The following is a 25,020-nucleotide window of genomic DNA, read 5'->3' as shown; positions in this document are numbered from 1 at the left end:
GAGTATGACAACGGCATTATATTTAGAAGATGCATACAAAACGAGTTGCGAAACAGAAGTGATAAAAGTAGAAGGGAATAAAGTATTTCTAAAAGAAACAGTTTTTTATCCAACTGGTGGAGGGCAGGAATGTGATACGGGTGTCATTGTACAAGATGGGTCTGTATTTGAAGTTGAAAAAGTAAAGAGGGAGCAGGGAGAAATAGTTCACTATATAAAAGATGAAGCTCAAGTAAAATTAGGTCCAGTTAAATTAGAGATTAATTGGGAAAGACGTCATAATTTAATGCGTCATCACTCTTTACTGCATCTTATCGGAGCTGTTGTTTATGAAAAGTATGGAGCACTATGCACCGGAAACCAAATTTATCCTGATAAAGCCCGTATCGATTTTAATGAGTTACAAGAGTTATCGAGCGTGGAAGTAGAAGAAATTGTTGAGGAAGTGAATAAACTTATTGAGCAAAATAAAGAAATTTCCACTCGCTATATGAGCCGCGAAGAAGCAGAAAATGCTGTAGGAATGATTAAAACAGCAATAAATCTCCTGCCAACTACTATCCAAGAAATCCGCATTGTTACAATTGAAAATTTAGACGAACAAGCTTGTGGAGGTACACATGTGAAAAATACGAGTGAAATAGGAACACTTGTTATTGATAAAGTAAAAAGTAAAGGGAAGCAAAATCGTCGTTTTGAAGTAAGGGCGATTTAGATTGTGAGGGGTTACCGATGGATGAAATTATAAAGGAATTACAAAAGTTAGGATTTTCCCAGTATGAATGTAAAGCGTATATTGGATTGTTAAAACACTCCCCAGTAACAGGCTATGAAGTGAGTAAACAAACAGGAGTACCTCGTTCTATGATTTACGAGGTACTCGGTAAGTTAATGGATAAAGGAGCGGTGCATATTGTACCTTCTGAACCAGTTAAATATGTACCAGTACCAGCTACCGAATTAATGAATCGAATGCGAAAAGACTTTGAAAAGTCCTTTGAATTTTTAGATGAGAAACTAAATTGTTTAGAACAAGAGCGACAAATAGATGTAATTTCGCATATTCGCTCAAATGATCGTGTTTTAAAAGAAATATGCAATATAATTAATAGGGCAAAGGAAGAATTATGGATTTCTGTATGGGAAGATCAAGTGCATGAAATTGAGCCATACATTCATCAAAAGGAAGAGGAAGGCGTACATATATTTTCAATCTTATTTGGAGCTCCAGAAACAAAAATAGGAGCCACGTTTCATCATAATTATATGACGCCCCACGTTGTTGAAAAGAGAATGGGTGGTCATTTAACTGTTATTGCTCGTGATGGAGAGGAAGTATTAATTGCGAACTTCTCAAATGATAGCACTTCATGGGCTGTTACAACGTATGACCCAGCGCTAGTTCTCGTTGCTACAGAGTATGTGCGCCACGATATTATGGTTGAGGAAATCACAAAGGAATTTGGAGCTGATAAGTTAGATACGTTATGGCGTGAAAATATAGATTTAGTTCATGTCGTAACAGGAAAACGAACTTTAGAAGGAATGGAGGATGATAGAGATGAGTAAAGCTCAGGCACATGTAGCTTTGCAGAGCGATGATACATTTCAGCAAGGAGTAAAAGATTGTTTACCAACTGTATTTGGTTACTTGAGCATCGGTATAGCAGCTGGTGTAATTGCAAAAACAGCAGGTTTTTCTATCATTGAAATTGCATTTATGTCCACTTTAATTTATGCAGGTTCTGCCCAATTTATATTAGCTGGTATGTATGCAGCCGGTGCTCCTGCTTCCGCAATTATTTTTACTGTATTTTTTGTTAATTTACGCCATTTATTAATGAGTGCTGCCCTCGCACCGTACTTTACGAAACTACCTCTATTAAAAAACGTCATTATCGGTTCTCAAATTACAGATGAAACTTTCGGCGTTGCAGTGCAGCATGCAGCGCAAAAAGGATATTTAGGTGAAAGATGGATGATTGGGCTTAACGTAACAGCGTATTTAAATTGGATACTTGCTACTATTATTGGTGGGCTATTTGGTGAGTGGATACCAGATCCACATACATACGGGATGGATTATGCATTACCAGCGATGTTTATCGGATTATTTGTTCTTCAGCTCATAAGTAGTAAACCAAAACTAGTAATTCATTTAAGTGTTGCAATTGTATCGATTATTATCGCGTACGTTTCACACCTATTTATGCCAGATAGTATAGCGGTTATTATCGCAACATTACTAGCTGCGACGATTGGAGTGGTGATTGAAAAATGGAAATGAGATTAGATGTATTATTACTTTTACTAGCAGCAGGAGCTGTTACACTCGTGCCACGTATTTTACCTCTACTCGTATTTAGCAAACTACAAATTCCTGACTGGGGTTTAAAATGGTTAAATTACATACCAATTGCGATATTAGCAGCGCTTTTAGCACAAGTTTTATTTATGCATGAGACGATGCAGTGGGATTATCTTATTACAGCAATTCCAACATTTCTTGTTGCAATATATACTCGTAGTTTATTAGGTACAGTATTAACGGGAGTGGTTGTGATTATTTTGTTACGTTTCTTTTTCTAAAAAGGATTACGCTCATATAATAGCGAAAAGTGTAATAACATGAAAAATATAGGGGTGGTGTTATGATACTTTTAACGATAGGAGCAATTTTGTTAACGTTGTTTATTTTCTTTATTCTCGGTTTTATTACATTTATGATGTTTGTTGATAAGGCGACGCCTCAAATATATTATACACCTTGTGAATCAGTGACAGTGAAAGCTAAAGGTAAACATAGAAGGAAGAAAAGTTAAAAATTGGCTTTTCTTCCTTCTTCTATTACATCCCCGAAAGAACTAACAACAACAGCCCAAATAGAAAACTAATAAAGGAAAGAAAACCAATACATATCGAGAACACACGATTATTTCTCCATTCGTGCCAAAAAGCGATAAATCCTAAAATACAAAGGAAAAACCAAATGGGCAGGAATATGAACTCGCTAACTTTCTCGGGGAGTAACGAATAAAAAGTTGTTACATATAAGATCCAATTAGTAAAAAATAAAATGCAAATGATAATAGATTGTAGGGAGGGGCGGTTGAAAAATCTCCCTTTTTTTACGGTTTTAAAAATGATAGTTAGCGCTGAGATAAAGGCAATGAGTATGAAAATAAGTAAGAGTAATGTCAGCGTCATTTGATTCTCCTTTATAAGATTGTTTTTATCACGCATGGGCAGTAAGACCCACACCTTAAAACTCAACGTAAGAAAAGAGATTAGGTGGGGGATGAACATCCCCCATTGATTGAAGTTTTACTTTACAAGAAATGAATCTATTAAATTGTATGCTTGTTTTGTAGAGTGCCTGTTATATTTTTCAGTGTACGGATTTAGAAATCCATGTTCACCGTGTAGTTGTTTTATTTCTAATAAAGGATTTTTTTGTTGCTGCAATGTTTGAATTAAAGAGGATACTGAAAAACTAGCTTCTTTTTCAGGAAATATAAGTAGTGTAGCGCATGTAGGCTTTATGTGAACATAGTCGCGTATACGAGAACCGTAACAACCGATAATAAAATCTATTTTCGGATTGTTACTACATAGCCATGAGACGGTAGCTCCAACGCTAAAGCCGATAAGACCAATATGTGTATAACTACTAGAAAGATGAGAAATGAATTCTTCAATTTGCTTTTTTCCATAATCAAATCCAATATGATTTACAAAATGTTCATATGCTTTTTCTTCATCACTATAATGAAATGCATGTTGCGATTGTAGAAGGTTAGGACAGAATACGTCTATATGAGATGAAGTAAAGTGGTTGGTAACGTGATGCATATGGTCGTTCACACCATATATTTCATGAACAATAACGAGAGCTACTTTTTTCTTCATAGTTATATTGTGCCTCTTTGAAACTTAAATTCTTTCTCAACAAGGCAGATACGCAGGTGGAAGTTTTCATACCATTGCTCACGACCTCTTTTTTTCGCTTCTTTATGTAAGGCGTTCTTTTTCCAATTTTCAATCGCATCAAGTGATTCCCAATAAGAAATTGTTATTCCGAGTCCAGAATTACCTCGTGCACTTTCTACACTTAAAAATCCAGGTTGTTGCTTTGCAAGTTCCTCCATTTCTTCGGCAACGGTATTATAGTCTGTTGTATCATTTGATAAATTAGAAGTGAATATCACCGCATAATAATGATTCGCCTTTTGTGAAGCATTTTCCATATAAAATCCCCCTTTAATAAGTATTTTAGCATGTAAAAAAGAAAAGAAGCAGTACGCTTCTTTTCTTTTTTTACGCTGTGAATTTTAATCCAGCATATATTTTACGACCCTTTTTTTGAATCCAACATACTTGTGCATTTCTCTTTTGAATATTACGTTCTTCCATTGTTACTTGTATAATTTGGTCAATCACAAGAGGGGTGTTCGTTTGTACTTGGCACCCACCTGTACTATAGTCGACAATGGTCGCTTCAATCGGCATCCCATTCATATGCAATGTTCCAGAAGACATCAGTTGCTCACGTATATGTTGCCTGCGAAATTGTCTTGGTGCTTTTTTGGTATTTTTTATGAAAGATGCAATTGCTAGTGTAAGAAATGCTTTATCGTACACCTTTTCCACCCGGTCATTAACCGGTTTACTAAATAGATGAAGAATGAGTTTACAATATTGCTCATGGGATACATCATCAAATGATACACCAACTTGTACAGAATTTTCTTGTCTCCGAATCCATTTTTTTGTACTATGAATCTTTTCTACCTCGCCAAAAGATAGCGTATAGGAAGATAGACTTGATAAAGTTTCAAATGGAATGGAGGGATCTAATTCAAAACGTGCCCCCGTTTCACTAATATCAAGGACATGGCAAGAAATGATCATATCTTCGGCATATAAAGTACCTGGTAAATTTACTACGAAACGTTCTGAATTTCGAAAACGCGGTCTTTCAAATGCTACAAATAGTGAAGTGACAATAGCTATCCCGTTGTATAGTACCCAGAAAATATTAATATATAAGCTCTCTCTTTCAATATGATATTGCTCAGGATATAAGAGCATAAGTGTTGCCCGAATCAGTGCAATAATTGTTAAAATGAGTAATACGAGGTGAGGGACGCTTGCAATCCATAAAAAATGCCTTGTATTATTTTGAACTCCCTTTCTTGTCACATGAAATTGAAATTTTTTACGTAAGAAAGTTTCTGATAAAATAGCAAATCCCATATAAGGAGCCATAGCAACTTCGTACACATGACTCCACGTAGTTGTTCGTTTTTTATTAGAAACAGCTTTGAAAATAAGCTGTGATGTTAAAAAAGCAGGTGCCCAGAACATAAATAAGTGCATGAAATTAATTTCTAAACTATAAATATCAAATATTAAAAATAATAGCGGTGCTAGTAAAAATATCATTTTATAAACACCGAAAAACCAATAATGAATTCCATCTGCATATAAAAGACGCTGCATAAAAGATAATCCTTTTATAGTGAAAGGATTCCACTTTTTTACGACTTGAATATTCCCTCTACACCAGCGGTCCCGTTGTTTTAATAAATCACTAAATGTTTCTGGGGATAATCCAACAGCAAGTGTTTCATTGACAAATATAGTTTCCCATTTGTTAGCTTGTAGTAGCATACCAGTTGCCATATCTTCAGTAATAACTCCAGTCGCAAATCCTCCAATTTCTTCAAGAGCGGTGCGGCGAAATAGAGCGTTACTACCAACATACATCGTAGCATTAAAGCGATCTTTTCCTTCTTCTAACTGGCGCATAAAGAAATCTTGTTCATTGGCGATGTTATCTTCAAAAAACAAATTATATTGGAAAGGATCAGCATTATAAAAAACTTGTGGTGCTTGAACGAATACAACATTATTTTTAGAAAAATAACCAATCGTTCGCTCTAAAAAGTTAGCTCGTGGTATCATATCAGCATCCATTGTTACGATAATATCACCTTTTGAATGAAGCATCGCATGATTTAAATTTCCAGCTTTTGCATGCTTATTTTCGGTGCGAGTTATGTGATGAACAGAAAACTCTACCGCAAGTTGCTTTACACTTTCACGGCGCCCGTCGTCACAAATATAAATGTTTAGTAACTCTTTCGGATAAGTAATCAACGTACAACCAGCTACAGTACGTTTTAATAAATCGATCGGTTCATTGTAAGTTGCAATAAATATGTCGACAGTGGGTAGTTTTTCGAAAGTGGATAATGGTACTTCTTTCCGTTTATATGGCTTCCATGAAACAATGCTGAAAACGATAGATTGTAAGTAACCAGCCCATTCTGTAATTAACAATATAATACCAGCGATAATACTTATGAGATTAATAGTTGGTAACGAATAAAAAGTTCGCCAAATAAGATAAATAGCATTACAAATGAGAAATAGAATAATAAGTAATTTTTTTGACCATAAATATTTGTGTGCAAGGGCGTAAGTCATAATGATTACGAAAAAAATAATACCTAAACCTTCGTATATAGAAAGGCTCATACAATTCCTCCTTTATGTGTAGAGTGGGAAACAGGAAAAACTTTATATTATTCATTTATAAAGATTTAGTTATTTCCAAATCATACATTATCACAAAATATAGGTTTAGAGTATAAATTTTACATTTTCTTATTATAAGTTTAAAAAATTAGAAGAAATAATAGTTATATTTTTGATTCATAAGAAAAATGCCACTTCAAAAGAGAAGTGGCATTTCTTATATTTCCTCTAAGCTATTAACTGGAACAGTTAATTCGCGTCCTGGGTTTTTTACTTCATATATGCGGGCGGTTTCATTGCTTTCATCGACGTGTTGAATCATAACAGGCATGCCTTGAAAACTGACATGGGCTTGTTCCGCTGACACAGAAAGCTCTATTGCACGTTGTATATTCATTTATATTCCTCCCATCATTATTATCTTTGCTAAAAAAGAGGAATAATATACCATTTAGAGACATTCTTAAAGTTTTTGTATTATTTGTAATGTTTCTTTAATAAATGAAGTGAAGATGGAATCAGGATAACCATCTATCGTTTGAACTGCTTCTTTTGCTTCTTTCAGAGCAGCTGGTTTATCTTGAAGTTTTATATGACACAGGGCACGATAAGACCCGGCTGTTAATACCCACGATTGATCAAGTGGATGAGTCATATAATCTGGTATGGTAGCGTGTTTTAATATTGCCAAAGCTTCCTTATAACGTTTTAAGCCATACAAAGATTTTCCTTTTTCAAGATAATATAATCCATCGTCTTGAAAGATTGGTTCATCTTTTAGTTTTTCTCGGAATTGTTCTAGATGTTCTAATGCGATTGTATATTCATTAGTAATTGTGTTGTAGTAGTAAGCTTTTAAAATATCAATAATCGCAATGGATAGAATATCTTCTGTAAAAATGGCAAATTGCTCCGATTTTTTTATGTAATATAAATACTGTTCTTTATCAGCTGTAATGACTTTTTGGTAAGATAAAATGCGATAAAATTCATCTGTTTTATAATACACTTGATGTTTTTTTGAAAATGCAAGTGCATCTAAAATGACTTTTTCACATTTTTTATAATTGCCGTATGCGAGTAAAATAATGGCTTCTTTTAAGTATAGTTGTATATGTGTAATAAGATCCATTTCTAAATTCTTCGTTTTATATTCATCGCGAATTCTGCTAATCAACTGTAAACATTCTTTATATTTTTTCCGTTTGTAGAGCATATAGTAAAACAGTAGTTTCATTTCAGTACTTTCACGATACAAAGTATATTTTTCAAATATAGAAACAGCTGTTTCAACGTAATATTCAATATTATAATCGTTCATAATGGCCGCTCCAGTTATGAACTGTTTATATAAACGTGCTGTGTTTAAAGTAAGGGGTAGTTCTTTTTGAACGATAGGTAGTAAAGTCTTGTATACTTCATCGCATTTATTTGATTTTATTAATGGCTCCATTTTTTGAATGAGTTCCACAATTTCTTCTTCATCTTCTTCTAATAAAAAGCTCGTTTCACATTCAAGTTTTTCCGCAATATATTGTAATGTTTTCATAGAAGGTGTAGCTTTTCCATTTTCAATTTGACTAAGCATACTTTTTGTCAGTTCCGAACCTGCCAGTGCTGTTTGCGTAAGCTTTTTATCTTTTCGTAATGCTTTAATTCTTTCACCGAGAGTTGCCATATTATTGCTCCTTTATATTTAAAAAGTTTAATTGTATTTAACTTTTTGTTGTGAAAATTGGAAAGTTGATTATATAATAAGTTTAACACAATTTAACTTTTAAGGGGAGAGAGTCAAAAATGGGAGATATAAGTATAGGAAAACATGATTCAAGAATGAAGATTGCAACTAGAAATATCATTTTAATGATGATTGGAAAAATGACGTCTTTATTAGGCGCAGGTATTTATACGTTCGCAATGGGGTTATATGTATTAAAGACTACTGGTTCAGGGATGGGTTTTGCAATTACGCTCGTTTGCGGATCACTTCCAAGGATGATCTGTGGCCCAATTGCTGGTGCTGTAGCAGACCGTGTGAATCGAAAATGGCTTGTCATTGGTACTGATTTATTAAGTAGTTTAACGATGCTTAGTATGTTTATTCTTGCTACTATATTTGGGCCATCACTTCTTTTTATTTATATTTCAGCAGCATTATTATCAATTTGTGCAAGTTTTTATTCTGTTGCATTAACTTCGTCTATTCCGAGTTTAGTAGATGAAGGACGTATTCAAAAAGCGAGTGCTTTAAATCAAACGGCGGCTTCTTTATCAAATATTTTAGGACCGATTATTGGCGGAGTTGTATATGGTTTCTTTTCAATTAAATCGTTTTTCCTATTAAATAGCATTACGTTCTTTTTAGCGGTTATTTTGCAATTATTTATCGTATTTGATTTATATAAAAAAGAAGTGGCTGAAAGTACAGAGCATTTCTTGACGAGTATAAAAGAAGGTTTTTTATATGTAAAAAGACAACGTGAAATATATGGTTTAATGAAAATAGCATTGTGGGTAAACTTTTTTGCGTGTGGTCTAACAGTTGCACTTCCGTACATTATCGTCCATACATTGCATTTATCTTCAAAGCAACTCGGTACTGTAGAGGGAATGTTAGCAGTCGGGATGCTAATGGGAGCGATTACTTTATCAGTGCGTAAAGAAGTGAATAATCCGTTTCGTTCTATTTATACTGGACTGTTTTTGTTTGCAGGTTTAAGTTTATGTACAGTCTTTCCGTTGTTAGTTATCATTCCAAAAGTAGCAAGTTTTATTTACTATATTGCTTTTATGATGTTAACTGGTATAGCAATTATGATTGTAAACATTCCAATGCAAGTACATATGCAAAAAACGACAGATCCGAGCTACCTAGGGCGTGTGTTTGGCCTACTTGAAACAATTGCGACTGCAATCGCACCACTTGGTATGATTGTATATGGACTACTATTAGATATGTTGCCAACTAGCATTGTTATGATGACAATAGGCGGAGGTTTATTGTTAGTTGTATTAGTTGGAGTAAAGCAACATATGGCGAAAAAACAAGTAGATGTGTCCGCTTAAAAATAAGAAAATAATAAAAATTTGACTTATCATTATAAAAATGACTAAATTAGTATTTTAGTTTTTGAAACTCTTTTTCATGTATGTTAAAGTAAAGTGAGCTTGCAAAGAAAAGGAGACAACAGCATGAAAAAATTAAGTTTTGTTATGCTTTTTCTATTAGTCGTAATGGCTGGATGTAGCAATTATGACACATATATTGAAACAGGTATGCAATCATTGAAAGATGAAAAGTATAGTGATGCAACAATGTGGTTCGAAAAAGCAGAAAAAGAGAAATCAGGAAATGAAGCGAAATCATATAAAGAAGTTGCTGAGAAAATGGATCACGGAGCAACAGCATTAAAAGATGGTAAGTATTTAGAAGCGAAAGACATTGCAAATGAAGTGTTACAAAAGAAAAAAGATGCTGAACTTGAAAAAGCTGTAACATCAAATGCAGAGAATATGCTTCAAAAAGCAAAAGATGTGGAAGAGAAAGTAAATGAAAGAGTGGCAAAGCGTAGAAAGGTAGAAGAAGAAGGAATCGATAAAATTATTAAAGCTGTCGATAGTATAGATGAAGTGAAAGAAAAAGAGAAGAAAGTATCAGAAGCATTAGATAAGGCTGAAGAGGCGCAAGCAAAAATTGAGGCAAAGAAAAATAAATAGATTTATAGTTTGAAAGGCTGTCGTGCATAACGACAGCCTTTTAATTTTTTGTTGCAAATGAAGTGATGCTCTGTAGTAAAAAAGAAATGATTTTAGAATTCCATCTGTCCTCATGATGAATCGTATAAATGTTACGCTGAAATTCAAATTCAGGGATTGGTATATAGCATAGCTCATTTCGTTGTATTTCTTGCTCGATAGCAAGTTTAGAAATAAAGGCAATTCCATTACCATATTTTAAAATTTGTTTCATCGTTTCTAATGAGTCTAATTCAATTTCAGATTGGAATGTAATGTTGTGCGCCAACGTCCATTGTGTAAGTAAATCTCTCGTTGTAGATGGATTACGATGCAATAGTATGCGTTCCTTTTCGATATTTTGTAACGATACATTGTCTTTCTTTGAAAAATGATGTTTTTTGGAAAAGGCAAGAACAAGTGTATCGGGCATTATATTCGTTTGTTTTAAAAGTGCTTCATCAAATGGAGCAGCGGAAATTATCCCAAGATCGATTTCGTGATTTTGTAGCATCATTCGAATTTCAGGGGCTGTTTTCACTAGTAGCGTTATTTTTATATTGGGAAATTCACATTGAAATTGATGAACGACTTCTGGCAAAAGATAAGTCGCTGGTACATAACTAGCGCCGATTGTTATAGCACCTTTATGAAAATCTTTAAACTCTTGCGTGACACGTCTAGCTTCTTTCATAAGTGCATCTATTTTACAAGCATAATGATGCAAAGCCTCACCAGCCTCTGTTAAGAAATACCTTCCAGAACGTAATTCGAATAAAGACACACCGAGTTCTTCTTCTAAGCTTTTTATATGAAATGTAATAGTTGGTTGTTTAACGCCAAGTTTTTCTGCAACGATTGTAAGCTTTTTGTATTTCTTAATAAGTACTACAATTTCTAATTTTAAGAGATTCATTATGAATTGCCGCCTTTTTTATTTTAACTATAGAAAAAATCTATAGAAATAAATAGTTTATTAGAAGTTTTTTAATTTAATCTTTACAGTACATTAACATTCAGTATAAATCTTCCATATAGAATGAAAGCAGGTTAAGAATGAGGGGAGAGAGGTGAAGCAATGGATATTAAAATTAGTGGATTAGAAAAGACATTTGGAAAAACACAGGCGTTAAAGCCGTTGCAGATTGTAATGAAACAAGGGGAATTCACTACACTTTTAGGGCCTTCGGGGTGTGGAAAAACGACTTTACTTAGAATGATAGCAGGGCTTGAAGAACCGGATAAGGGAGAAATATATTTTGGAGACCAGTGCATGTATTCTGCTGCAAAAAAGATAAAGACATCTCCTCATGAACGGAATATCGGTATGGTATTTCAAGATTTTGCTTTATGGCCGCACATGACTGTTTTTGAAAATGTTGCATTTGGTTTAAGAGCTACAAAGCAAACGAATCAATTGCGAGAAAAAGTAGAAGATGCGATAAAGCGAGTTCGCCTGCAAGGTATGGAGAAAAGGTATCCACACGAACTTTCTGGTGGACAGCAACAACGTGTCGCATTCGCTAGAGCAATTGTAACAAAACCTCATTTTATTTTGTTTGATGAACCGCTAAGTGCACTCGATGCAATTTTGCGAGAAGAAATGAGAATAGAGCTTATGGATATCGTTCATTCCATTGGTTTAACTGCACTATATGTCACTCACGACCAAACAGAAGCAATGTCAATGTCAGACCAAATTATTGTCATGAAACAAGGAGAAGTATTACAAAAAGGAACACCGGAAGATATTTATGTGAAACCGTCTCATGAATTTGTTGCCAAATTTGTTGGTAAGGCGAATTGGCTTGTAGAGGGTAAAAAAATGGTTCGTCCAGAGCATGTGAGCTGGACGAAAAATGAAGTGTGCGAAATGTATACAGGTGAAATTAAGCACGTTACATATGTAGGAGAACGGTATGAAATAAAAGTAAACATGGGGGCACTCGGAATATGGACAGCTTATCACAATAGTAAATTAAGCATCGGTAAACCAGTATCGTTATATGTGCCAAAAAAATGTATTCATCATATAGGGGGAGAATCATATGAAGAAATTCAGTTCGCTTAAGTCTTTATTTGTATGTACTTTATTATTTTCGGCTGTAGTAACAGGGTGTAGTTCAAAGACAGGCAATGCAGATGCAAAAAGTAAAAATACGACTGAAAAGAAAATTGTTGTATATAGTGCAGGGCCAAAAGGGTTAGCAGAAAAAATTCAAAAAGACTTTGAAAAGAAAACTGGTATAAAGGTGGAAATGTTTCAAGGGACAACTGGTAAAATTTTAGCGAGAATGGAAGCTGAAAAGAAAAATCCAGTCGTTGATGTAGTCGTACTTGCATCATTACCAGCGATGGAAGGATTAAAGAAAGAGGGTCAAACGTTAGCTTATAAAGAAGCGAAACAAGCTGATAAGCTGCGTTCTGAATGGTCAGATGATAAAGGACATTATTTCGGGTATAGTGCTTCAGCATTAGGGATTGTGTACAATACAAAAAATGTGAAGACAGCGCCTGAAGATTGGAGCGATATAACGAAAGGGGAATGGAAAGGAAAAGTGAATCTTCCAGATCCAGCACTTTCAGGTTCAGCTTTAGACTTTGTAACTGGATATGTGAAAAAGAATGGAAAAGATGGATGGAATTTATTTGAACAACTTAAGAAAAATGAAGTTACAGTAGCAGGAGCAAATCAGGAAGCGTTAGACCCAGTTGTAACAGGTGCGAAAGATATGGTAATTGCGGGTGTTGATTATATGACGTACAGCGCAAAAGCAAAGGGTGAACCTGTTGATATCGTATATCCAAAAAGCGGAACAGTTATTAGTCCACGCGCAGCGGGGATTATGAAGGATAGTAAAAATGTAGAAGGCGCAAAAGAGTTTATTGATTATTTATTATCCGATGATGTACAAAAACAAGTTTCTAAAGCGTATTTATTGCCTGGTAGAACAGATATAAAAGCTGAAAATAGACCAAATGTAGAAGAGATTCGAGTATTAAATATTGATTGGAAAACAGTTGAGAAAGAGCAAGATGAAATAGGAAAACAATTTAAGAAAGTATTTCAATAAGATGGTGATTCCATGGTAAATCGATTCGTATCAGTAAGACAAGTTGGAATGACGGTAGCGTTATTGCTTGTGGCGATGTTAATCGTCATTCCCCTTTTTCTTATTTTATTTTCTAGTATATATGAAAATAGCAGTTGGAACTTTTTAAAGCCTTTTGAAGTGATGCAGAGTGGTGGATTAGCTGGGATTTTTCTGAATTCGCTGCTTCTAGGTGTACTCGTTGTAATAGGAGCTACAATATTTGCATTTCCATTGGCGTTTATTATGAGCAAAACAGATGTAGGAAAGTATAGTAAGTTAGATATTGTTTTTATGATTCCATTTATGACACCGCCGTATATTGGATCAATGGGCTGGATTTTGTTCATGCAACCTAACGGCTATTTTGAACAATTTTTTCCGATGCTAAAGACAGTTTCATCATCGTTTTTTAGTTTAGGAGGTATGGTCTTAATTATGAGTCTGCATTTATTCCCATTCCTTTATTTCATGCTGAAAAACACGTTACTTCAGATTGGGAGTAGTAAAGAAGAAGCTGCAGCAGTTCATGGCGGAAGTTTTTTCTATCGTTTAAGAAAAATAATATTGCCGTTATTAGTATCAAGTTATGTAATGGGTGCTTTACTCATTTTCGTAAAGACGATTGCTGAATTTGGAACACCGGCTACATTCGGACGTAGAATAGGATTCCACGTGTTAACATCAGAAATCCATAAATTTATTTCGAGTTGGCCAATTGATTTTAGTAGTGCAACAGCATTATCTTCTTTATTACTTAGTGCTTGTATGCTTATTTGGTATATGCAAAATGTATTGAATCGAAAGTATTCATATGCAATGGTTAGTGGAAAAGGTGTGAAATCTAAAAGATATACTTTGTCTATATTTACGCGCGTTGTAGCATGGATGTATGTAATTGGTTTATTAATAGTATCAATTGGAATTCCATACTTTTCTATACTTATTGCTTCTTTGTCAAAATTAAGAGGCGGCGGTTTACATGTAAATAACTTTACAACAAGCCATTATGAGGCATTGTTTACAATAGGATCTCCGGGATTAGAGGCTTTATGGAATAGTTTTCTTTTTTCACTCGTAACAGCGATTATCGCGGTAATGATTGGAGTTTTTTTGGCACTTATGATTCGAAAGGGGAAAAAAACCTCTGAAAAATGGCTTGATATGTGCGGTATGTTACCGAATATGGTACCAGGAATCGTTATGGTTGTAGGTCTTATTCTATTTTGGAATTCACCATATATGCCTATGTCAATTTACAATACACCAATCATGGTTATCGTAACGTATGTTGTTCTGTTTTTACCTAACACGGTGCAATATGTAAAATCATCACTCGGACAAATTGATGATTCTCTCATGCAGGCAGGAAGTGTTTTTTCTGGAAATTATATTTATATTTTTAGAAAAATAATAATGCCTCTTATTATCCCGGGTATTCTTGCTGGATGGGCGATGACATTTACAATTTCGATAAGAGAGTTAGTAGCATCGCTTCTCGTATTACCTCCATCAGTAGAAACGTCAGCAACGTTTATTTTTGCTCAATTTGAACAGGGTGAAGTATCTATAGGCATGGCGATGGCCGTTGTTTCTGTTGGACTTACAACAATGTGCTTATTACTGCTGCAACATATGGAGCAAAAACGAAAAGGGGTAGCATGATGAGAGTAGAAGTGTGGGGAGGAGCTGGAGAGTACGGTCGCTCCTGCTATTTTGTAAAAAATAAAGAGACGAAAATAGTATTTGATTGTGGTATTAATCGATCTTATGAGGATAGTTATCCAAAAATAGAGAGAGAAGCTGTTCCGTTTTTAGATGCGGTATTTTTATCACATATTCATGAAGATCATACGATGGGTTTACCTTTATTAGTGAAGTATGGCTATAAGAAAAAAATTTGGACGACTCGTTATACGAAGGAGCAACTGCCGTTATATTATGAAAAATGGAGAAACTATAATGTGATGCAAGGGTGGGATTTACCTTATAGCGACCAACACATAAAAGATTTAAATTATGTATGTATTGATGAGATTAGCAATCCAAATGAATGGGTACAAATTACTCCTACATTGCGGTTTCAATGGGGATATAGTGGGCATGTATTGGGAGCTGTTTGGTTTTTAGTTGATATGTATAATACATACGTATTTTATTCAGGCGACTATTCAGCAGAGTCTAATATACTACGAGCTAATTTACCTGAGAAATTGGGCCACAATATAAAAGTCGCAATTGTGGATGCCGCTTATCACACAGATGATGTTTCGCAAAATGAACGTGTAAACGAACTATGTGCAGAAATTGAACGAGTTATGCAAAATAAAGGAATAGCATTATTACCGCTGCCACAACTTGGTAGGGCGCAAGATATAGTATTGTATTTATATGAACGATATAAAGAATTTCCTCTTATAGTAGATAAAGAAATCTTGGCTGGATTTGAAGAGATGTTCGCATATAAAGATTGGATAAAAAATAATAAAGAACTTAAATGGGTTATGAAGAGTCTAAAAAGAAACATAATAGTGATGGATAATGACATTAGTATGCAAAATAGTTACGGAATAGTTGTAATGAGTGATGCGAATATGCAAACGAAACGAGCACAGTTATACTATGAACAGCTTCGGAATGAAAAGCGGAATGCCGTTATTTTTACTGGGCACATTGCGAAAGGGAGTTTTGCAGAAAGAGTTATGAAAGAACCTGTAAGGAGTACATGTAGGGTGAAGCGAGTTCCGTATAAAGTTCACCAAAGTATAAGAGACGTTAAAGAGATGTTAAATACATTATTACCAGAACATACGGTGCTAGTACACGCTTTGAAAGAGGATACAGATCGATTACAACAAAAGCTAAGTACAGCAGGATATGAAAATGTATATTCACTTGCAATGGAACGTATAGAAGTCATTTAAAATACAAAGGGGATAGGTATATGAAAAAAGTATTTGTATTCGTAAGCATTTTCTTTTGTTGTTTCCTTTATAACGTTAAGGAAGGGTTTACTGCTAGTCCAATGAAACCTAGTTTTGAAGTGAAGTTATTATTAAAGCCAGAACAAGTATTAGGTTATAACAAAGAGATGAAGCAAGAGGTGCTAGAACATTTCCAGGCTGGTACAAAATATGAAAGAATACAAGTGCAATTTTTAGATACTGCAAATAAAAGTTTAAGTGATGAAGGTTGGTTTGCTAGAATTCGAAAGAAAGAATTTAGTAAAGATTTTGAACTAACATATAAAAAAAGATATCCTATTCAAAATGGTGTAATTCAAGATGCACTAGAAGTAGCTAAAAAAGAAGGATTCGATAGTAATACGGATAGTTATGAGGCGGAAATAGATTGGGGATTTGAGAAGAAAACATTAAGCATTTCAAATAAGAAAAGTTACAGTGCTAAAGGATATGGGATACTTGATTTACCAAATGAACAAGCCGCTCAAAACATGTTAATAGAAAAATTACCAGGGAAAATGAACAAATGGTTGTATACAAATTGGGGAGAAGAGATGTTAAAGAATTCCCGTATTTATGGTCCTGTATTAATGAAGCGATATACAGGAGAGTTTGAAAACATAAAAGCAAATATTGAAATTTGGCCATTAAGTAATACTGGGAAATTAGAAGATGACTTCGTAATAGAAGTGTCATTTAAAACAAATGAAGAAAGTATTGCGACAAAACAAAGGGAATTATTAATGGCGAGTTTAGAGAAAAAAGGCTGGTTGTTACCGAAAGATAGTTTGAAGACAGAGCTTATTTTTCAGTAAATAGTAAAAAGGAATCCATATGCCATGGATTCCTTTTTATATATGAGTATTAAGCTAAATCATGTACAGAGATAATAAAGTTGTTTAATTTACAATAAAGTCATTTAAAAAATAATATAGTTGTTTAAAAATCCTTCTTCTACTAACGAGGCAGGTTAGTGGAAGAAATAGCAAGTGGGTTTAACTAGGAGAAGTGTCGATGACATTAAAGAAGACACCGAGGTGTCTTCTGTTTTTTAAATTAAGGATATCGATAAATCAAGATTTATTTACTTAACATTATACTTATTTTCGGACCGAGGCATCTAATCGGTGAGTATATACAAACCAAGTAATGCTTGCTGTTAATAATGTTGACGAAATTAAAGCTGTAAGAACACTATATGTTTGCCAAATAAGTATCGTTGACCAATCGAAGGCAAAAACCATTATACACTGGGCAATCGTAGCGATTAGGAAAATAATTGTTACGATTGTTCTCTTTTTTGTCATTGGCTGCTGCTCATTCGTTTTCCTTTTTCTTAATCCTAAGAAAAATAACAGAACGGCTAATAGGCAAAGAATAATTGTGGTAGACGACAAAATGATGTCCAAAAGCTGTGTGCCACTTATCTCATATGACTGAGTTAGATTGCCGTTTAATATATTTTTAACTTGTAGTACCAGGTTTATATTGGTATTTGCGCCGTTGCTCAGTAAGCAGATGGCTGTTCTTTCATTTGGCAGTATGGCTACTTTGGTACTAAAATTTGGATTACGCCCAGTGTGTTCTATAAACGTTTGTTCGGCGTTTACCGACCAACCTGCCGCATAATACATATCATTGACAGCCGAAACAGACATATCACCTCTATGTGATTTTTCGATGGCCCTGTGAAATATTTCGGGTATGTCCTGCACGATACCCATCTGTATGCCCATCCAACGCGCCATATCTTTTGTATTAGAAATGATATAGCCGGCAGGTTTATTCCCAGCATAATCCGGAGCGTTAAATGGAGTTGTTATAAAAAAGGAAGAACGGTAGCCCTGTGCTAACTGTCCAGTGGCTTGAGCATCTTCTTTATAAACATACGTCTGGTGAAGACCTAAGGGTAGAAATACCTGTTCCTTCATAAAGTCTTCATAGCTTTGTCGTGATACAATCTCAATAACCAAACCCAATACGTCATAATTAACGGTTCCATAGTTATATTGTTCACCGGGAGAGAACGCCAATTCTGCATCTACCAGCGTTTCCACAGTCTTTTGCAACATATCAGGCGTATTACCTTGTGGAATATTTTGAAGATGTTTAATATTTGTTAGGCCGCTGGTATGGTGAAGAAAGTTATTTAGTGTAAGGTTTTGCATATCAACAGGTTTACCTTGATACTTTAACGTAAACCAAGGTAAATATTTTTGGATAGGGTCAGTCATTGATAGCAGCCCTTGCTCTTCCAATAGCAAAATCCCCATACCAGTAAAAGCTTTACTCACCGAGGCCAACTCATAGAGTGTATTTTCACTTGCAGACAGGCCCTTTTCAAGATCTGCATACCCAGAAGAAAAGTAGAACACTTCACCATCAGCAAGTATTGAGATTGACATTCCAGGCACACCTGACGTACGACAGGCATCATCTAGCAATGCTTGTATTGCCACAGATTTCGAATCTGACAATGCATAACCTTGTGTTGCGAATCCTGAGAATAATATAAATATCGTTAATACAAAAACAATGGTCTTTTTCATACACTCTCCTTTTTGAAGAATTATAAGGGTGTAAATAACTTATTTTTATAACTATAAACTAAATTCTAATTTATCTTTCTATTCACCTATATAATATCAAATAATTGTGAAGAGTTACACTTAAACTAACGGGGGCGTTAGTTCAATAAGAAGTAAACAACTTTATTATTCATTTTTAAGCATTACATAAGTAGATGGATATAATTTGAAACAACTTTAAAGAGCCTTGCTGCATATAGAATGTAGTAAGGCTCTTATCTTTTTTAATCAAAATTCAATAACTTTATTATCACTATACAAATCAGCTGACACGAACATATCACTATTTTGAAGATTTTTAGAGCGTAAACTATAAGCAACTACCTTCTTTTTATATTGTTTTACCACATCAACATGCTCTTCATGACTGTAAATATAAAATGTAAAATCTTTTTTACCACGTTTTGCATTGATAATTAAAGGAGTGCCTTCATTATGGGGTGGTGCATAATAGCGATCTAAAAATAAACCTTCGTTAAAATCATGAATAATTTTTGATTTCTTTTCGCCTTCTACGTTATTTCTGTGAATTGTAATAGTCACATTCTCTTCGTCAAGTTGTGGATGTGTTTCGTACTTGCTAATAATGGATTCAATAACAGTGTTAGGAAGGCTAGAAACGATAATTTTAAATGCTCCAAATACAACTAACATCACAATAAACCAAGTCGTCATAGTATATCATCCCCTTTATTCTATTTAATAATATAACTCATATGGTAATAGTACATATGGTGAAGTTTTGTATAATTTGTGAAAAATATGCCATTTTTACGAACAAAATGTTAGAAAAATCAATTTTGTTACAAAAAGTTGAAATCGAAGTATTTTAAAAGAAAAAGGTTTATAATAAAAATATAACTAATAACCACATTACTAATTATAAGGAAGTGTAACTATGAGTACTGTAGCAATCGTATATGGTATTATTCTTTCCACAATTATTGTTTTGTTTTTCGTTGGGGTTTCACGTTATATTCATAAATGGAAAGAAGGCGTTGCGAAATTAAATCACATTGAAGAAGAACTTAGTGATTTAATGTTACATCATGGTAAATAAAAAGATAATTTTTTAACGAAACAATGTGAAGAATATCACAAAACATGCTCTCATCATGAAAGCATGTTTTTTTGTTGTTTAAGAAAAGAAGTGTTTTTTGTATAAATAATCTAATTATTACTTAAAAAGGGAAATTTATTTAGTATAATATATAATATGTTTATTTTAGGGGGAGTATCATGAGGGGATTAAAAGTTGTTGGAATTATAGCTGGAATTACTATAGTAGGCTGTATAGCTTTCTTTTCAGTGAAGGAATATGTCAATTCCAAAGAAGACTCTAATTATGTGCTAAATTACATAAAAGAACATAAGGATGATAAAACAACTTCTTTAATTGTTAAAAGAAATGGTGAAACATTGACATCAATAAATGAAAAAGAAAAACTACCGCTAGCAAGTATGTCGAAAATCGTTATAGCAATTGAATATGCTAAGCAAGTAGCTGAAGGGAAAATAAGAAAAGACGAGCAAATTTCATTGAAAGAATTAGAAAAATACTATGTGAAAAATACTGATGGTGGTGCACACCCTGCATGGCTAGATGATGTAAAAGTTAAAGAGTTAGTGAAGGGTGGTCAAACTTCTTTAGAAGAAGTAGTGAAAGGAATGATCCATTATAGTTCGAATGCGAATACATCATATTTATTGGACAAGCTTGGAGCAGCGCGGATAAATGAAAGTTTGAAAGAGTTAGGCTTAAATAGTCACGATGAATTTTATCCAACGTATACAGGGGCATTATATATGAGGGGCTATGTTGAAAAAGAACTGCATATTCCTCAAAATAAAGCATTGGACAAGCTACGTAATATGTCTAATGATGAATATGTTAAGCATGTATGGCAAATACATGAATGGATGAAAGACGAGAAAGAATGGACAAAACGCGAGATATCGTTAAAAGCCGATATGGACTTTCAACGTATTTGGTCAAATCGGTTTATAGGTGCAAATGCGAAGGATTACATGAGTTTACTGGAAAAGATAAATAGCAGAAATTATTTTACACCACAAATGCAAGGTGAGATTGAGAATATATTTAAAGGAACCGTAGGAGAGGGTATGTTCGAATTTGCTGGACAGAAAGGTGGTTCTACTGCATTTGTATTAACAAATAGTTTCTATGGTACTGATAAAAAAGGGAATAAGATTGAGATTGTCTTTATGATGAACAATTTGAGTGAAAAAGCATTTGAAAAACTTCTAAGTAATATGGATTACTTTATTCGAGATATTGTCATAAGTGAGGAATTCAGAAATAAATTATAACGAAATAATTTTATTATGTAAACAAAGGGGCACTTATGAAAAGTGCTCTTTTGTAATACAGGATTTTCCAATCTTATTATTGAATATAAATTGAAAATAAGAAAGGAGATTGAAAAATGACAACAATCTATTTCGTTCGCCATGCCCATTCTACCTATACAAAAGAAGAACGGGAGCGACCTTTATCTGAAAAAGGGTACTTAGATGCAGAGAATGTAACACGCTTATTAAAAGATAAACATATTGATGTTGTGATTTCTAGCCCGTATAAAAGAGCAATCCAAACTGTACAAGGAATTGCGCATACATATAAATTATCAATACAAACAGAAGAAGATTTGCGGGAAAGATTATTGAGCACAGAGCCGGTATCAAATTTTAATGATGCTATGCAGAATGTGTGGGAAGATTGGAGTTTTGCATACGAAGGCGGAGAATCGAATGATGTCGCACAAAGGCGCGCTGTAATATGTATGCAAAATATATTAAAACAATATGAAGGTAAGAATATTGTAATAGGTACGCATGGAAATATTATGGTATTACTCATGAATTATTTTAATTCGAAATATGATTTAGAGTTTTGGAAAACACTTCATATGCCTGATGTGTATCAATTAAATTTTGATAAAAATCGTTTCATTTCTGCTGAAAGAATAGAGAAAACAGGTCATCGGTTAAATATTTTGTAAAAGTTTATCAAAAAAAGAGGAAAGAGAGAAGTTATTGTAGAAGTATGACTTTGTAACATAAAAAATATATGTTAAAGGAGGCTGTTTACATGTTTGAGAAAGAGAAAGAAGGGCTTATTGAAGTTCAAAACGTATATGAAATTGCACCAGAAGATGGAACAATTATTGGTATGGCAACGGAAGAAGAAATGGAAATTGCTGCTGAACTAGAGTTACAGTACTATGCCCATTCTCGTTTGTTAGAAGCAAATATTCAGTTAGACGGTTCCTCCTACAAAGAGTTACTTCAGGAGTTCCAGGAGTACGAAAGAAAATCAATGAGCTTTTGGCGAGCGATACATAAACGTTTAGCTGTGCCATGGGCGTGGGTACTACGTATTGATGTTGCGAATGGCCCTATATATGTAAGTAATGGAAGTTCATATTACGAAGAAATCGATGATGAAGAAGATTATGAATAGATAAGTAAGGAAGCAGCTTTAGTTGCTTCCTTTTTTTATTTGTAAGAAATGAATCGCCTCAATAATAATATCTGGTCGATCATTTTCTATACCGTGACTCGCATGTTCGGCAAGAATATATTGGTTGTTAGTTGAGAGGTGTAATTGTTCGTGAATTAGTTCTTGCCACATTGCTTCAAGTTGTGTTGCTTCCTCTTTTGGCATGCCGCCATTAGTCAATTGAGTAATAGAATATTGAGGATCTCTACCGATAACGATTAATGGTATTTCTAATGTTTTACATAGCTCTTTTAGTGAGAGAGCACAGTTTTTCCACTCCGATAGTTCAGAAGCTGTCGCTTTATATAATGAAGACGAGGTAGAGAATTCAATTTGCTGTTTTGATTGATCGGTGAGCATAGGTTTTAGTTCATTATAAAGTGTGTCTACATCCATTTTGGAATATATATTATATTTTTGAAACCAAACATCATCAGAATCAGTTTGATCAGAAATTGGTAAATGAAGTTCATCTAAACGGTGTAAGTTCATCGAAGTAGAATCAACTAAAATAAGTGCTTGCAGCTTATCTCCATGTAACATCGCAAAATGTTGTGCACATAATCCTCCATAGGAATGACCGATTAGAATAAATGGCTCTTGAATAGCTAGTTTGTTTAGTAACATATGTAGCTCTTTTGTAACTTGCCTTATTGTACGCGGCTGATTGCCTAAATCACTTTTTCCGTAACCTGGGCGATGGTATGAAACGACTGTAAAGTGCTCTGAAAGCTTTTCTATAATAGGAAACCAATCATAAAATGAGCAAGTCATTCCGGTTTGAATGACTACAGTTTGTTTACCACCTCCTTTTATATGTACTTCTATATTTTGCCCCATTATTTCTACAAATTTATGAATGTTAATTCCTCCTAAGCTTGAAATAATTTTTGACAAGCAAAAACGATACACCAAACACCTATACCAAGTAGGACAGATGTACTAAGTGTAAATGAATTTTTTAAACCAATATAGACGATAAATAATAGTAGTGCTGATGCGGGGAATCCATATAATACCCCTAAAGCAAATTGACTCAATTCTTGTTTATTTCCGCCTTCGAATGAAATCCAAAATAGACTAAGTAAACTCACGAGAGGAAGGGCAGCAATAAAGCCACCTATCGTACTGTAATGTTTAGCGACTTCAGTGATAATGCCAATAATAAGTGCCGAAACGATTACTTTAACGAGGAAATGCATATTTTGCCTCCTTCGCTAATAACGAAAATGCTTTTTCAATTAATTGTTGTTCTTCTTTTGATAACTGTGATTCTAATATTTTTATCTTTTCTTTATCTAGTAAAGTATGTTTTTCTAATCCTTCAATTCCTTCAATTGTTAAAGTAAGGTTTACCACTCTTTCATCTTTTTTATTTCTCTCTTTAACGATGAAACCCTTTTGAATAAGGCGCTTTATGTGTTCAGACGCTGTGTTATGAGAAAGACTAAGCTCAGTAGCGACTTTTCCAATTGTTATATCTTTCTCACGAGAAACGATTTGTAAAATACGAATTGCTTGGTGGGAAAGGTTGTCCTCGTATTCGTATCGTAAGTGATAATAAATGCTCTCCCAATGTTGATTAATGTTGTTCATAATAATAAATCCCCTTTTTTATATCGTATAGTAAGATATATTCGTTGTTTTAGAAATAAAATCCTTTTATTTGGATAAAAAATGTTGAAAAAGTTTATTTTTATTGAAATATAAGGTAATCTATGTGTAAAGGTATACATTTAGCAAGAGAGAGGATGATAGCTGTGAATACATTCAAATGGATTAGTCATGAACAGATGTATGTAGATGAAATACATGTTGAAAAATGTGGTCCTCTTTCAGTCGGCGTATATGGGGGAAATCAAGAGAGTGATGCATATGAACGAGGAGATGCGGTGCTGGCTTGGTGGGATCCTGAATTACAATTTGAATTTGTTATGATTTTTGATACACATCACAAAACAAAAAATATAGATTATATAATAGAAGCGATTTCGGAAAGAAAAGAAAAACTAAAAGAGTTATTCTCATATCCAATACATTTAGCTTTCCATCATACACATATGTACCTATTAGCGTTATTTACAGATGAGTTATTTATTAAAAAGTGTGATCAAGATGATGAGGAACTCGCTTGCTTAATTTGTTTACGAAAAGGCGAATTTTTATATTGGTTATCAGTTGGTGATTGTTTCGCGTATTTATTCCATTCTGAGAAAACGAAAAATGGAAAAGGACGATTAAATAAACGGAAGAATTACGAATATATTGGCAGGAAAAATATTTTTGCAGCAAATACACCTTGCTTTACGTCAGGTGTAAGAGGATTAGAAAAAGGAATGAATCACATTGTAATGGCAACGGACGGTATTTTAGAGTGTGACAAACGAAGGTTTGATGATGATCAATCTTTAGTAGAAATATTACACGACGGAAATAGCTTGCAGATTGAGCCCGTATTAACAAATGTACTGCAGTGGAAAGGTAGAGACTGTGCCACGATTATTGGATGGTCTATTGATACTGATAATAAACAATGTGCTAATTAATATAAAAGGAGTTCAAGGTTTTTATCCTTG

30 protein-coding genes are annotated in these 25,020 nt (G+C 34.0%); 18 read left to right on the top strand and 12 right to left on the bottom strand.

From position 1 onward, the window contains the following. Positions 1-4 precede the first annotated feature (4 nt). The 5 genes from IBT51_RS02275 to IBT51_RS02255 all read left to right on the top strand — a co-directional run bounded on the left by IBT51_RS02275 (position 5) and on the right by IBT51_RS02255 (position 2,822). Positions 5-715, top strand: a complete 711-nt coding sequence (locus tag IBT51_RS02275) for an alanyl-tRNA editing protein (protein ID WP_000205375.1) — start codon at positions 5-7, stop codon at positions 713-715. 17 nt (positions 716-732) lie between these two features. Then, the gene (locus tag IBT51_RS02270; protein WP_016513054.1) at positions 733-1,569 is read left to right on the top strand and encodes a TrmB family transcriptional regulator; all 837 of its coding nucleotides are present in this window, start codon (positions 733-735) and stop codon (positions 1,567-1,569) included. Next, positions 1,562-2,287 (top strand): AzlC family ABC transporter permease, encoded by a 726-nt coding sequence (locus IBT51_RS02265; RefSeq protein WP_016124352.1) that lies wholly within the window; start codon positions 1,562-1,564, stop codon positions 2,285-2,287. Before IBT51_RS02270 ends, IBT51_RS02265 begins: the two co-directional genes overlap by 8 nt. After that, entirely contained in the window at positions 2,278-2,589 is a 312-nt protein-coding gene (locus IBT51_RS02260; protein ID WP_023521614.1) for an AzlD domain-containing protein, read from the top strand. The genes IBT51_RS02265 and IBT51_RS02260 overlap by 10 nt, the downstream gene beginning before the upstream one ends. 62 nt (positions 2,590-2,651) lie before the next feature. Next, positions 2,652-2,822 (top strand): DUF3951 domain-containing protein, encoded by a 171-nt coding sequence (locus IBT51_RS02255; protein WP_000602245.1) that lies wholly within the window; start codon positions 2,652-2,654, stop codon positions 2,820-2,822. A 25-nt stretch (positions 2,823-2,847) separates the two neighbouring features. Here the strand turns inward: IBT51_RS02255 and IBT51_RS02250 are convergent, their stop codons facing one another. The 6 genes from IBT51_RS02250 to IBT51_RS02225 form a co-directional block, all read right to left on the bottom strand. Then, on the bottom strand, positions 2,848-3,207 hold the full coding sequence (locus IBT51_RS02250) for a hypothetical protein (protein ID WP_078401708.1): 360 nt from the start codon (positions 3,205-3,207) through the stop codon (positions 2,848-2,850). A gap of 117 nt (positions 3,208-3,324) precedes the next feature. Next, positions 3,325-3,909, bottom strand: a complete 585-nt coding sequence (locus IBT51_RS02245) for a dienelactone hydrolase family protein (protein WP_078401707.1) — start codon at positions 3,907-3,909, stop codon at positions 3,325-3,327. A gap of 2 nt (positions 3,910-3,911) precedes the next feature. Further along, complete coding sequence (locus IBT51_RS02240; RefSeq protein ID WP_078401706.1) at positions 3,912-4,247, bottom strand: antibiotic biosynthesis monooxygenase family protein; 336 nt, start codon at positions 4,245-4,247, stop codon at positions 3,912-3,914. A 70-nt stretch (positions 4,248-4,317) separates the two neighbouring features. Next, on the bottom strand, positions 4,318-6,543 hold the full coding sequence (locus IBT51_RS02235) for a glycosyltransferase (protein ID WP_200457972.1): 2,226 nt from the start codon (positions 6,541-6,543) through the stop codon (positions 4,318-4,320). Between the two features lie 217 nt (positions 6,544-6,760). Continuing rightward, positions 6,761-6,940 (bottom strand): H-type small acid-soluble spore protein, encoded by a 180-nt coding sequence (locus IBT51_RS02230; RefSeq protein ID WP_200457971.1) that lies wholly within the window; start codon positions 6,938-6,940, stop codon positions 6,761-6,763. Between the two features lie 66 nt (positions 6,941-7,006). Next, positions 7,007-8,221, bottom strand: coding sequence for a helix-turn-helix domain-containing protein (locus IBT51_RS02225; protein WP_200457970.1), 1,215 nt, complete (start codon positions 8,219-8,221; stop codon positions 7,007-7,009). A 119-nt stretch (positions 8,222-8,340) separates the two neighbouring features. Here IBT51_RS02225 and IBT51_RS02220 point away from each other — a divergent pair, with 119 nt between their 5' ends. Both IBT51_RS02220 and IBT51_RS02215 read left to right on the top strand, forming a co-directional pair. Further along, complete coding sequence (locus IBT51_RS02220; RefSeq protein ID WP_200457969.1) at positions 8,341-9,609, top strand: MFS transporter; 1,269 nt, start codon at positions 8,341-8,343, stop codon at positions 9,607-9,609. 126 nt (positions 9,610-9,735) lie between these two features. Then, positions 9,736-10,260: a DUF4398 domain-containing protein gene (locus tag IBT51_RS02215; RefSeq protein ID WP_000736436.1), complete on the top strand. Its 525-nt coding sequence runs from the start codon at positions 9,736-9,738 to the stop codon at positions 10,258-10,260. A 40-nt stretch (positions 10,261-10,300) separates the two neighbouring features. Here IBT51_RS02215 and IBT51_RS02210 read toward each other — a convergent pair whose 3' ends face one another. After that, complete coding sequence (locus IBT51_RS02210; protein ID WP_200457968.1) at positions 10,301-11,194, bottom strand: LysR family transcriptional regulator; 894 nt, start codon at positions 11,192-11,194, stop codon at positions 10,301-10,303. Between the two features lie 162 nt (positions 11,195-11,356). Here IBT51_RS02210 and IBT51_RS02205 point away from each other — a divergent pair, with 162 nt between their 5' ends. The 5 genes from IBT51_RS02205 to IBT51_RS02185 are packed head-to-tail and all read left to right on the top strand — an operon-like array spanning position 11,357 to position 17,148. Then, on the top strand, positions 11,357-12,349 hold the full coding sequence (locus IBT51_RS02205) for an ABC transporter ATP-binding protein (RefSeq protein ID WP_200457967.1): 993 nt from the start codon (positions 11,357-11,359) through the stop codon (positions 12,347-12,349). Then, a complete protein-coding gene (locus IBT51_RS02200; protein WP_089170755.1) occupies positions 12,327-13,352 on the top strand; it encodes an ABC transporter substrate-binding protein in 1,026 nt (341 codons plus the stop codon). Before IBT51_RS02205 ends, IBT51_RS02200 begins: the two co-directional genes overlap by 23 nt. A gap of 12 nt (positions 13,353-13,364) precedes the next feature. Then, complete coding sequence (locus tag IBT51_RS02195) at positions 13,365-15,035, top strand: ABC transporter permease (protein WP_200457966.1); 1,671 nt, start codon at positions 13,365-13,367, stop codon at positions 15,033-15,035. Further along, the gene (locus tag IBT51_RS02190) at positions 15,032-16,294 is read left to right on the top strand and encodes an MBL fold metallo-hydrolase (protein ID WP_200457965.1); all 1,263 of its coding nucleotides are present in this window, start codon (positions 15,032-15,034) and stop codon (positions 16,292-16,294) included. The genes IBT51_RS02195 and IBT51_RS02190 overlap by 4 nt, the downstream gene beginning before the upstream one ends. Before the next feature lie 20 nt (positions 16,295-16,314). Then, positions 16,315-17,148 carry a hypothetical protein gene (locus IBT51_RS02185; protein ID WP_000755327.1) on the top strand — a complete coding sequence of 278 codons (834 nt, stop codon included), beginning with the start codon at positions 16,315-16,317 and terminating at the stop codon, positions 17,146-17,148. 285 nt (positions 17,149-17,433) lie between these two features. Here the strand turns inward: IBT51_RS02185 and IBT51_RS02180 are convergent, their stop codons facing one another. Next, on the bottom strand, positions 17,434-18,882 hold the full coding sequence (locus IBT51_RS02180) for a serine hydrolase domain-containing protein (protein ID WP_075718144.1): 1,449 nt from the start codon (positions 18,880-18,882) through the stop codon (positions 17,434-17,436). Between the two features lie 267 nt (positions 18,883-19,149). Further along, positions 19,150-19,596 carry a YfmQ family protein gene (locus tag IBT51_RS02175; RefSeq protein WP_098855590.1) on the bottom strand — a complete coding sequence of 149 codons (447 nt, stop codon included), beginning with the start codon at positions 19,594-19,596 and terminating at the stop codon, positions 19,150-19,152. A gap of 41 nt (positions 19,597-19,637) precedes the next feature. Here IBT51_RS02175 and IBT51_RS02170 point away from each other — a divergent pair, with 41 nt between their 5' ends. From IBT51_RS02170 to IBT51_RS02150, 5 genes are all read left to right on the top strand, one after another. Further along, positions 19,638-19,754 (top strand): hypothetical protein, encoded by a 117-nt coding sequence (locus tag IBT51_RS02170; RefSeq protein ID WP_012593193.1) that lies wholly within the window; start codon positions 19,638-19,640, stop codon positions 19,752-19,754. A gap of 65 nt (positions 19,755-19,819) precedes the next feature. Next, a complete protein-coding gene (locus IBT51_RS02165) occupies positions 19,820-19,981 on the top strand; it encodes a hypothetical protein (RefSeq protein WP_000108701.1) in 162 nt (53 codons plus the stop codon). 179 nt (positions 19,982-20,160) lie between these two features. Continuing rightward, positions 20,161-21,252: a serine hydrolase gene (locus IBT51_RS02160; RefSeq protein WP_200457964.1), complete on the top strand. Its 1,092-nt coding sequence runs from the start codon at positions 20,161-20,163 to the stop codon at positions 21,250-21,252. 116 nt (positions 21,253-21,368) lie between these two features. After that, positions 21,369-21,944: a histidine phosphatase family protein gene (locus tag IBT51_RS02155; RefSeq protein ID WP_043936901.1), complete on the top strand. Its 576-nt coding sequence runs from the start codon at positions 21,369-21,371 to the stop codon at positions 21,942-21,944. 89 nt (positions 21,945-22,033) lie between these two features. Next, positions 22,034-22,405: a hypothetical protein gene (locus IBT51_RS02150; protein ID WP_000461779.1), complete on the top strand. Its 372-nt coding sequence runs from the start codon at positions 22,034-22,036 to the stop codon at positions 22,403-22,405. Between the two features lie 18 nt (positions 22,406-22,423). Here the strand turns inward: IBT51_RS02150 and IBT51_RS02145 are convergent, their stop codons facing one another. The 3 genes from IBT51_RS02145 to IBT51_RS02135 are packed head-to-tail and all read right to left on the bottom strand — an operon-like array spanning position 22,424 to position 24,040. Next, positions 22,424-23,356: an alpha/beta fold hydrolase gene (locus tag IBT51_RS02145; protein ID WP_142947237.1), complete on the bottom strand. Its 933-nt coding sequence runs from the start codon at positions 23,354-23,356 to the stop codon at positions 22,424-22,426. Then, positions 23,317-23,646 carry a DUF3147 family protein gene (locus IBT51_RS02140; protein ID WP_000545616.1) on the bottom strand — a complete coding sequence of 110 codons (330 nt, stop codon included), beginning with the start codon at positions 23,644-23,646 and terminating at the stop codon, positions 23,317-23,319. Before IBT51_RS02140 ends, IBT51_RS02145 begins: the two co-directional genes overlap by 40 nt. Continuing rightward, positions 23,630-24,040, bottom strand: a complete 411-nt coding sequence (locus IBT51_RS02135) for a MarR family winged helix-turn-helix transcriptional regulator (protein ID WP_001059782.1) — start codon at positions 24,038-24,040, stop codon at positions 23,630-23,632. The genes IBT51_RS02140 and IBT51_RS02135 overlap by 17 nt, the downstream gene beginning before the upstream one ends. Before the next feature lie 122 nt (positions 24,041-24,162). Between IBT51_RS02135 and IBT51_RS02130 the strand changes: the two genes are divergently transcribed. Then, on the top strand, positions 24,163-24,990 hold the full coding sequence (locus IBT51_RS02130; protein WP_002040904.1) for a PP2C family serine/threonine-protein phosphatase: 828 nt from the start codon (positions 24,163-24,165) through the stop codon (positions 24,988-24,990). Positions 24,991-25,020 lie beyond the last annotated feature (30 nt).

The sequence above is a fragment of the Bacillus sp. S71 genome (assembly GCF_016625265.1).
In the GTDB taxonomy this organism is placed as follows: domain Bacteria; phylum Bacillota; class Bacilli; order Bacillales; family Bacillaceae_G; genus Bacillus_A; species Bacillus_A cereus.
This window is presented reverse-complemented; position numbering and strand designations above follow the sequence as displayed.

Bases quoted from the DNA above. Each gene is read 5' to 3' on its own strand.
- IBT51_RS02275 (WP_000205375.1), top strand. From the start codon at position 5: ATGACAACGGCATTATATTTAGAAGATGCATACAAAACGAGTTGCGAA.
- IBT51_RS02270 (WP_016513054.1), top strand. From the start codon at position 733: ATGGATGAAATTATAAAGGAATTACAAAAGTTAGGATTTTCCCAGTAT.
- IBT51_RS02265 (WP_016124352.1), top strand. From the start codon at position 1,562: ATGAGTAAAGCTCAGGCACATGTAGCTTTGCAGAGCGATGATACATTT.
- IBT51_RS02260 (WP_023521614.1), top strand. From the start codon at position 2,278: ATGGAAATGAGATTAGATGTATTATTACTTTTACTAGCAGCAGGAGCT.
- IBT51_RS02255 (WP_000602245.1), top strand. From the start codon at position 2,652: ATGATACTTTTAACGATAGGAGCAATTTTGTTAACGTTGTTTATTTTC.
- IBT51_RS02250 (WP_078401708.1), bottom strand. From the start codon at position 3,207: ATGACGCTGACATTACTCTTACTTATTTTCATACTCATTGCCTTTATC.
- IBT51_RS02245 (WP_078401707.1), bottom strand. From the start codon at position 3,909: ATGAAGAAAAAAGTAGCTCTCGTTATTGTTCATGAAATATATGGTGTG.
- IBT51_RS02240 (WP_078401706.1), bottom strand. From the start codon at position 4,247: ATGGAAAATGCTTCACAAAAGGCGAATCATTATTATGCGGTGATATTC.
- IBT51_RS02235 (WP_200457972.1), bottom strand. From the start codon at position 6,543: ATGAGCCTTTCTATATACGAAGGTTTAGGTATTATTTTTTTCGTAATC.
- IBT51_RS02230 (WP_200457971.1), bottom strand. From the start codon at position 6,940: ATGAATATACAACGTGCAATAGAGCTTTCTGTGTCAGCGGAACAAGCC.
- IBT51_RS02225 (WP_200457970.1), bottom strand. From the start codon at position 8,221: ATGGCAACTCTCGGTGAAAGAATTAAAGCATTACGAAAAGATAAAAAG.
- IBT51_RS02220 (WP_200457969.1), top strand. From the start codon at position 8,341: ATGGGAGATATAAGTATAGGAAAACATGATTCAAGAATGAAGATTGCA.
- IBT51_RS02215 (WP_000736436.1), top strand. From the start codon at position 9,736: ATGAAAAAATTAAGTTTTGTTATGCTTTTTCTATTAGTCGTAATGGCT.
- IBT51_RS02210 (WP_200457968.1), bottom strand. From the start codon at position 11,194: ATGAATCTCTTAAAATTAGAAATTGTAGTACTTATTAAGAAATACAAA.
- IBT51_RS02205 (WP_200457967.1), top strand. From the start codon at position 11,357: ATGGATATTAAAATTAGTGGATTAGAAAAGACATTTGGAAAAACACAG.
- IBT51_RS02200 (WP_089170755.1), top strand. From the start codon at position 12,327: ATGAAGAAATTCAGTTCGCTTAAGTCTTTATTTGTATGTACTTTATTA.
- IBT51_RS02195 (WP_200457966.1), top strand. From the start codon at position 13,365: ATGGTAAATCGATTCGTATCAGTAAGACAAGTTGGAATGACGGTAGCG.
- IBT51_RS02190 (WP_200457965.1), top strand. From the start codon at position 15,032: ATGATGAGAGTAGAAGTGTGGGGAGGAGCTGGAGAGTACGGTCGCTCC.
- IBT51_RS02185 (WP_000755327.1), top strand. From the start codon at position 16,315: ATGAAAAAAGTATTTGTATTCGTAAGCATTTTCTTTTGTTGTTTCCTT.
- IBT51_RS02180 (WP_075718144.1), bottom strand. From the start codon at position 18,882: ATGAAAAAGACCATTGTTTTTGTATTAACGATATTTATATTATTCTCA.
- IBT51_RS02175 (WP_098855590.1), bottom strand. From the start codon at position 19,596: ATGACGACTTGGTTTATTGTGATGTTAGTTGTATTTGGAGCATTTAAA.
- IBT51_RS02170 (WP_012593193.1), top strand. From the start codon at position 19,638: ATGGTAATAGTACATATGGTGAAGTTTTGTATAATTTGTGAAAAATAT.
- IBT51_RS02165 (WP_000108701.1), top strand. From the start codon at position 19,820: ATGAGTACTGTAGCAATCGTATATGGTATTATTCTTTCCACAATTATT.
- IBT51_RS02160 (WP_200457964.1), top strand. From the start codon at position 20,161: ATGAGGGGATTAAAAGTTGTTGGAATTATAGCTGGAATTACTATAGTA.
- IBT51_RS02155 (WP_043936901.1), top strand. From the start codon at position 21,369: ATGACAACAATCTATTTCGTTCGCCATGCCCATTCTACCTATACAAAA.
- IBT51_RS02150 (WP_000461779.1), top strand. From the start codon at position 22,034: ATGTTTGAGAAAGAGAAAGAAGGGCTTATTGAAGTTCAAAACGTATAT.
- IBT51_RS02140 (WP_000545616.1), bottom strand. From the start codon at position 23,646: ATGCATTTCCTCGTTAAAGTAATCGTTTCGGCACTTATTATTGGCATT.
- IBT51_RS02135 (WP_001059782.1), bottom strand. From the start codon at position 24,040: ATGAACAACATTAATCAACATTGGGAGAGCATTTATTATCACTTACGA.
- IBT51_RS02130 (WP_002040904.1), top strand. From the start codon at position 24,163: ATGTGTAAAGGTATACATTTAGCAAGAGAGAGGATGATAGCTGTGAAT.